Source organism: Bosea sp. AS-1 (genome assembly GCF_002220095.1).
GTDB lineage: Bacteria > Pseudomonadota > Alphaproteobacteria > Rhizobiales > Beijerinckiaceae > Allobosea.
In genome coordinates, this window is record NZ_CP022372.1 from 4,948,233 (window position 1) to 4,955,000 (window position 6,768).

Below are 6,768 nucleotides of genomic sequence, written 5' to 3' on the forward strand. Positions count from 1 at the left end.
AACCGTGTAGCGGTAGTCGCGATACTGCGGTCTGATCGAGGCAATGTCTCTCGGGAGCGGCTGGAGCTGCACGCGAGACGGCAGGCGCGCGCCAACCGTGACGGAGGCGCCGAGGTTCTGCTCCGGACGGACTTCGCGACGTTCGACGCGCTCACGAACCGTATCGGCGATATGTTGATTGTCGGTTTCTGTCCGGGGACGATCCGCCGTCCGACCCGCAGGCGGATTCCGGTTCTCGCCGGGCTGGGCGCCGGGCTGGGTCGGGGTCGTGCGCTGGGCGGCCGCTCCGGGGCGTTCTCCATTCTGCCGCGACGGAGCTGGCTGTGCGGTATTGGGCGCGTTCAGGCGATCGTCCGGCCGCTGCGGTTGCGCCGTTTCAGGCGAGCCTGGACTGCGGTCGTTCGGCCGAGCCTGGCTGCTTGCCGGACGCCCGTTGCGTTCGTCGAGGCGCTGAGCCTGCCCGCGCTCCTGCTGCGGCTGCTCCTTCTGCGGCCGGGGCTGAGCTCGCTGCTCCAAGGGCGAGGCTGGACGCTCCCTCTGGCCCGGCTCACGATCGCGCTGCTGGAGTTGCTGCGGATCCCGGCCATGAAATTCTTCCGTCTGGGCACCGCGCTGTTGGCGCGCCGGCTCCTCGGGGCGCGACATGCCGCGCTCACTTTCTCTCGGCGCATGCGGCGCCATCTCATTCGGCCCCGGCCGCTCGGTGCGATTGCGCTGCATCTCGTCCGGCGGTGTGACTGTCGTGGGTTGTGCCCAAGCAAATCCTGAGTAAGCGGCAATAGCGATCGCCGCGATTCCTGTGAACCGCCTCATGGGGTTTTCTCCCCTGCTGTTACGGATAGTAATCAACCCGACAGGTTCGAAGGGGGTTCCTCAAATTCCTGGAAACACTGGCCCCAATATCTAAATCTCAATCGACAAAGCGAACAAGAATGCCAGGTTTCACGATCCCTGCCAGGTCTTCGGCATCCCAGTTCGTCAGCCGCACGCAGCCATGCGATGATGCTTTACCAATCCGGGAGGGCTCCGGCGTTCCATGAATGCCGAATGTCGGCCTCGAGAGCCCGATCCACACCGTGCCGACAGGGTTGTTCGGGCCGCGCGGAAGCACGAGCCTGCGCGTATTGCGACCCTGCTGGAAGTTCTTGACCGGATCGTAGTGATAGGTCGGCTGCCGGACGATCCTGGCAACCTGGTATTCCCCTTGGGGCGATGGTGTGTCCTCGCTTCCGATGGTGGCGGGATAGCTCGCGATCATCTCGCCCTGCGATCCATAGGCGGTGACCATGCCGGTCTTCTTGTCGGCTTCGATCAGGCTGGCTTCTGCCGGCGGCGCGAACCGTGCGGCTGAGACGACCAGAAGTGTTTCACCCGCAACGCGATAACGCGCGCGCGGGTTGAGGGCACCAAGCAAGCCCCTGCTCATCCTGAAGCGCTCGGCGAACATTTCCGAAGCGCTGCTATAGGCGAGGCGCCGCATGCGGGCTTGCCGGGCGTAGTCGTGCGGAATTCGTTTCGAGAAGACGTAGCGCGCGTCCGCCTTCGTCACCGTGTAGGCAATCACGATGTCCTGATCCCTGTCGCCACCGAGCGCGCGCCAGGTCGGATCGTCGATGACATCGCCGGGACCGAGGTTCTCGCGCCGCCGAAATTGGGCGATCGCCTTGCGGTAGTTGTCGCCGTCCCTGCCGTCGATTTCACCGGTGGAGATGCCTTGGCGCGCGAGCAGGGTCTGTGACTTGATGATGGCGGCGCTCGGCCTTGCCTTCCGTTGGGAGGAAGCGACCGGCATCCCCGCCCGATTGATTTCCTCGGCGGTGAGAACCCATGCCCTGCCGGGCGCTGCCAAGGTCAGCAGAAGGAACGCGGCGACGCACAAAGCGTGGCATGTCGATCTGGGCTTAGGCATCTGAGCGCTCGCGGCTCGGGCTGGCCATGGCGCGAGGCCCGCCACGCGCGTGACAGGCTTCGCGCTTGAGTGCATTATTCGATGATCTGGATGACCCGGCGTGTGCGGGGTTCGACCAAGACCGGCCGGTCGTTGACGACCGTGTAGCGATATTCCTTCCGGACGCCATACTCCTCGGGGACGCGGCGATAGACCACGCCGCGCGAGGGAAGCACGGTCCCAACCTGCAACTCCTCGTCATAGGAGTAGGATGGAACGTGCTGTTCGACGACGTATTCGCGGAAGCGCGGCGCGCTGTCACCGACAATCCCACCTGCTACGGCGCCGCCCACTCCGCCGACCACCGCTCCGACAGGACCGCCGACTATCGCGCCGCCGACAGCACCGGCTGCCGCTCCGCCGGCTGCGCCACCACGGGCGCCCTGCGGATTCTGAGCCAAGGCCAGTGTAGGAATAACCGTCAACATTACGGCCAAAGCTAATTTCTTCATCGCTTTGTCCTCCTGAAGTGTTCCCAGGCCCCTATTTGGCAAACCTCGCAACCACGCCCCTGTTCCACAACAATGATGAATGCCCAAGGATGGGCACAAAGATGCCGGATTTGATCGGAAAACTTCTGATTATCCGAATGTACCGTACGATCATCCTTCGACGCGTCGTCGCGCCCCTCAGTATCGTTTCAGCATCTGCTGCATCTCGGCGATCTCGTTCTCCTGAGAGGCGACGATGTTTCGGCACAGCGCGAGGATATCCGGGTCCGTCAGGGAAGCGCGCTGGCACATCAGGATCGCGCCGGAATGATGTGGGATCATGGAGCGCAGAAACTCGGCGTCACCGACACCCGCTTGCATGCGCATGCCGACGAAGCTGAGAGAGAAAACGACGACCGCGCCCGCACAGATCGCCAGATTGGCTCGTGCCGAGGGAAACATCGCCCGCATCGAGACCAGCATGATGGCCGCCATGGGCGCCAGCATCATCAACGTCATGTAGATGTTGTTGAGGTTGAAGTGAAAATGAGCCAGCGTCGCGATCATCGTATACATGACCAAGTACATCACGATGAAATCGACCGTGAGCTCCACTCCCATCCTGAGATAGCCTGCGCCTGTCCGTTTGTCCGAGTGCGCCATGATCGACTCCACTCAGGATAATTCCGACCACGCAGGCTGCGCATAGGGACCAGCCTTTTCGTCGAAGCGAGTCCAGCCACCGCGCCGGTATTCGGCCCGGCGCAACTCGCTATCGATCGGCCCCGCGCCCTCCAGGATTTTCTCGATGGCTGGAACATGGCTATCGGTCGTACGGACTGAGACGAGCGCTCCGCCGCGGCGAACGGTTTCCGCCAAATAGTTGGCCTCGTCATCGCCAAAGCCGGCACCGGCCAGTGCTCCGATCAGGCTCCCGGCTGCCGCTCCTCCCGTCGCACCCACCGCAAGGGTACCGAAAATCCACCCCGCGGCCAGGACAGGCCCAACGCCCGCGACCGGCAAAGCGGCCAGTCCCGCAAGCAAGCCGGCACCGCCTCCAACCGTGCCGCCAACCTCGGCGCCGACAGCTGCGTCGTCCGCGAGCCTACTCGTTTGATAGCCGATGATGCTGATGTCGTCAGGAGAAGCACCGGCCGCTTCCAGCCGGACCACAGCGGTCTCAGCATCTGCGTAGTTCTCGTAAGAACGGGTGATTGTCTGTGCCATGAAGCATCTCCTTGCGCGGGATGCCCCTTGGGGACGAACCGGTTCATGCCTGCCTTGTTCCTTGCCGGTTTCCGTCCCGATCGAAAACGATCGACGTGAGCTCCAGCACAAGGCTGCGCCAGCCGCATGCTTGCGCGGCTCGTCACGCGGGCGCAACTTCCGCTGTGTGCACTTCTGCTCGAGCAGTTTTCGAAACAGGACGTCAGACTTCTTCGTTCCGAGGTCGGAACAAGCCCGGTCAGGGATGGTTCGTCAGGAAGTGCACCCGGCGAAGGAGACACTTCATGGCCAGCACCATCATCCGTTCCTATGACAGCCGCGACCGTGCTTTGTCGGTTGTCGATCAGCTTGAGGCGGCTGGGGTGCCGACCGAGGCTGTCAGCGTCATCATGGGCCCTATGGCCGAGGTCGAACAAGGTGCCGACAACGGCGCTGAGGCCGGAAGCGTCATTGGCGGCGGCATGGGCCTCCTGGGTGCATTGGTCACGCTTCCAGTTCCGGGCATCGGGCCCGTGCTCTCGGTGGGATGGCTGCTCGGCGGAGCGGCTGTCGGCGCCGTGGCCGGAGCCGCCGCTGGCAGTTTGATCGGTGCGCTCACCGCGGCGGGCGTCGACGAGAGCGACGCCCAGATTTTTGCCGAGGTCGTGAAACGCGGTGGCGCCATCGTAGCGGTTCGAGCTTCCGAACGGCAGGAAGCTGTCGCCGCGGCCGTGATGGCCAGTGGAAGCCCACTCGATCCTGCCACGCAGCGCAAATCCTATGAAGCCGAGGGATGGACCCGCTTCACGGAGGAAGCCGAGGCTGCCCGCCATCGTGACAACCTGTCCGGGGTCGTTTCCTGAGGAAACGATGATGCTCCCGAACGATGAGGCGATCGCGGAAGCTGCGCAAGAAGCGCCGAATCTGGAGGCTCTGAACGCTCTTATCGCGGCTTCACCGCCGCTTGTTCCACGTGATACCGGTGCAGTTCTCGGTGAAGGACTACAGAGCGCGGCTATCGCCTTCGTCGGAGAGCAGCCGGGAGACCAGGAAGACAGGCAAGGGCGCCCCTTCGTCGGCCCGGCAGGCCAGCTGCTCGACCGAGCGCTCGGCGAAGCCGGGATCGATCGGGCAGCGAGCTACCTGACCAATGCCGTCAAGCACTTCAAATTCGAACAACGCGGCAAACGGCGCATCCATCAGCGCCCGACTGCAGGCGAGGTCCGGCACGACCGCTGGTGGCTGGAGAGGGAACTGGAGTTGGTCGCCCCGCACATCGTCGTCGCGTTGGGGGCGATCGCCGTGTTGGCTCTGGCTGGCAAGGCACTTCCGATTTCCCAGAACCGCGGCAAGACCCATTTTGGCCATCACCTCGGCTTCATCACGGTCCACCCCTCCTCGATCCTACGCCTGCGGGAAGCGGACGCGCGGGCACAGGCCTTCGACGCCTTCGTTGCGGACCTGCGCCAGGTCCGGCGTCTGGCTGATACGCTAACGGCCTGACCTTGGGTGCAATTCCCTCAGTGCCCGATCTTGTTTCGGCAGGAGGAGCTTTTCGTTTAGGAACCAGCCCCGATCGTTTGCGTAGTTTATAGAGCAGTTGTCTCCATGCCGACGTTTGGAAATGACCGCAGCGGCGCATGTTGACGCCGCCGGGCGGAGACAAATCATGCATACCGGAAAAGGGATGCTCGTCCTGCGGGATGGGCGCAGGCTGCCACTCACCTTCAAGCTCGGAAGGGATTACGGCAGCACGCGCGCGGGAATTCTCCTATGCGACACCTCCGAACTCGATCCGGGAGCACTTTGCGACAATCTGCACGTCGTTTGCGACGACGGTACGGATTTGATTGTGGCTGTACTCCATTCGAGCGATCGACATCTGATCGTGACGGGGCGCGTGGCGATGCCGCGCTATGAATGGGCAGGGGAAAGGGCCGATTGAGGAAGACCTCGGCTCGCGCTTCTGCGCCGTCGATCAAGGCGCGGGTCGCGCACCGGGGTCAACCCATCTGGAGAAAGCGAAATGTGGTTCCGTGCCGTCTTCTTCGCCGTCGTCCTGAGTTGTCCAGCCCAGGCGCAGTTGTCGCCAACCGGTCCGCCGCAAAATGCGCCTCCGGCAGAGCCCGCGCCGAAAAACCCGGCCGTTTCCGAAGCCGAAGCGAGAGAGAAACTCGCCGCAAGCGGCTATCCGACCGTCCACAGCCTTATGCGCAGCTCTAACGGTGGCTGGTCGGGGACTGCCGTCCTAAATGGCCGGGAGTTCAAAGTTCATTTGGGCCCAAGCGGTGAGGTTGAACCAAACGGTTAGCGTGTGGCCGGTGCCCCAGGCCTTCAGCGTTCGACGACCGCCAGGAGCTGGGCCGGCCGGGTTCGTGAAGGCGAAGATGAGCCGACTGGTGGCAAACAAGACAAAGGCGCCAAACAGTCGCCTGAAGCGAGTTTCACGATCAGGAGCAGTAATGAATCGTGCAGCACCCGGTTGCCTCGACGGACTGTCTCGCGTCAGCGACTAGCTGAGGCCCAGTATTTTTGCCAGCATTTCCCATTTGGCGGACCCGACCGCGATCAAACCGCACCAGTCAGCACTGATGATGAAAATAAGGAGGCATGCCGAGATGCGTAAGGATTTCGATCTCGCGACGATCAGACCGGACGGACGAAGCGCCGCCAAAGCGCGACTGTTCGACTCCGAAGCCGATGGGCCGTGGCGCGGGAATGTCGAAGGCGAGACGCTGAACGCGCAGTGCACCGTACTAGCCTATGGCAATGAGACGCCGGGTGAGGGGCCCCGGCTTCACGTTCATCCTTATGACGAGATCTTCATCGTCGTGGCGGGGAATGCGCGCTTCTTCGTCGGCGACACGGTCATTGACGCGACCGCGGGCGATGTGCTGCTCGGTCCCGCAGGCATTCCGCACCGCTTCGAGAATCTGGGGCCCGGGCGCTTACAGACGATCGACGTGCACACCGCACCGCGATGGCTGCAAGTTGACCTCTAGGGATGAAGCAATCCTTCGAGCGCAAGGGTTGCCGGCCTCGCGGCTGCGCGTTTTTGATGTGAGCAAGGTTGCAGGGGACGGGCCCCCTGATTTGAGGCCGCGATGCCCGGTGGGTGATGGATTGGTGTGGGATGTTCTGGCCAAAATAAAACCCCAGCAAAGCGTTGAGTTTGCTGGGGTT

Annotated in this window: 7 protein-coding genes and 2 pseudogenes; 4 read left to right on the forward strand and 5 right to left on the reverse strand. The window is 63.0% G+C overall.

Annotated elements, in window-relative coordinates; genetic code table 11:
* From CE453_RS29660 to CE453_RS25200, 5 genes and pseudogenes are all read right to left on the reverse strand, one after another.
* Positions 1–813 (reverse strand): annotated as a pseudogene (locus CE453_RS29660) (hypothetical protein); the annotation flags it as partial.
* Between the two features lie 97 nt (positions 814–910).
* Complete coding sequence (locus CE453_RS25185; protein ID WP_157733177.1) at positions 911–1,909, reverse strand: L,D-transpeptidase family protein; 999 nt, start codon at positions 1,907–1,909, stop codon at positions 911–913.
* 74 nt (positions 1,910–1,983) lie between these two features.
* On the reverse strand, positions 1,984–2,400 hold the full coding sequence (locus CE453_RS25190) for a DUF1236 domain-containing protein (protein ID WP_089177085.1): 417 nt from the start codon (positions 2,398–2,400) through the stop codon (positions 1,984–1,986).
* 177 nt (positions 2,401–2,577) lie between these two features.
* A complete protein-coding gene (locus CE453_RS25195) occupies positions 2,578–3,042 on the reverse strand; it encodes a DUF305 domain-containing protein (RefSeq protein WP_198302207.1) in 465 nt (154 codons plus the stop codon).
* Between the two features lie 12 nt (positions 3,043–3,054).
* The gene (locus CE453_RS25200) at positions 3,055–3,606 is read right to left on the reverse strand and encodes a hypothetical protein (protein WP_089177087.1); all 552 of its coding nucleotides are present in this window, start codon (positions 3,604–3,606) and stop codon (positions 3,055–3,057) included.
* Positions 3,607–3,890: 284 nt separating this feature from the next.
* On the opposite strand from CE453_RS25200, the gene CE453_RS25205 reads away from it, so the two are divergent.
* The 4 genes and pseudogenes from CE453_RS25205 (at position 3,891) to CE453_RS25225 (ending at position 6,587) form a co-directional block, all read left to right on the forward strand.
* The gene (locus tag CE453_RS25205) at positions 3,891–4,448 is read left to right on the forward strand and encodes a hypothetical protein (protein WP_089177088.1); all 558 of its coding nucleotides are present in this window, start codon (positions 3,891–3,893) and stop codon (positions 4,446–4,448) included.
* Positions 4,447–5,088 (forward strand): annotated as a pseudogene (locus CE453_RS25210) (UdgX family uracil-DNA binding protein); the annotation flags it as partial. The gene CE453_RS25205 and the pseudogene CE453_RS25210, both read left to right, overlap by 2 nt.
* A gap of 166 nt (positions 5,089–5,254) precedes the next feature.
* On the forward strand, positions 5,255–5,530 hold the full coding sequence (locus tag CE453_RS25215; RefSeq protein ID WP_157733178.1) for a hypothetical protein: 276 nt from the start codon (positions 5,255–5,257) through the stop codon (positions 5,528–5,530).
* 604 nt (positions 5,531–6,134) lie between these two features.
* Entirely contained in the window at positions 6,135–6,587 is a 453-nt protein-coding gene (locus CE453_RS25225) for a cupin domain-containing protein (protein WP_248307879.1), read from the forward strand.
* Positions 6,588–6,768 lie beyond the last annotated feature (181 nt).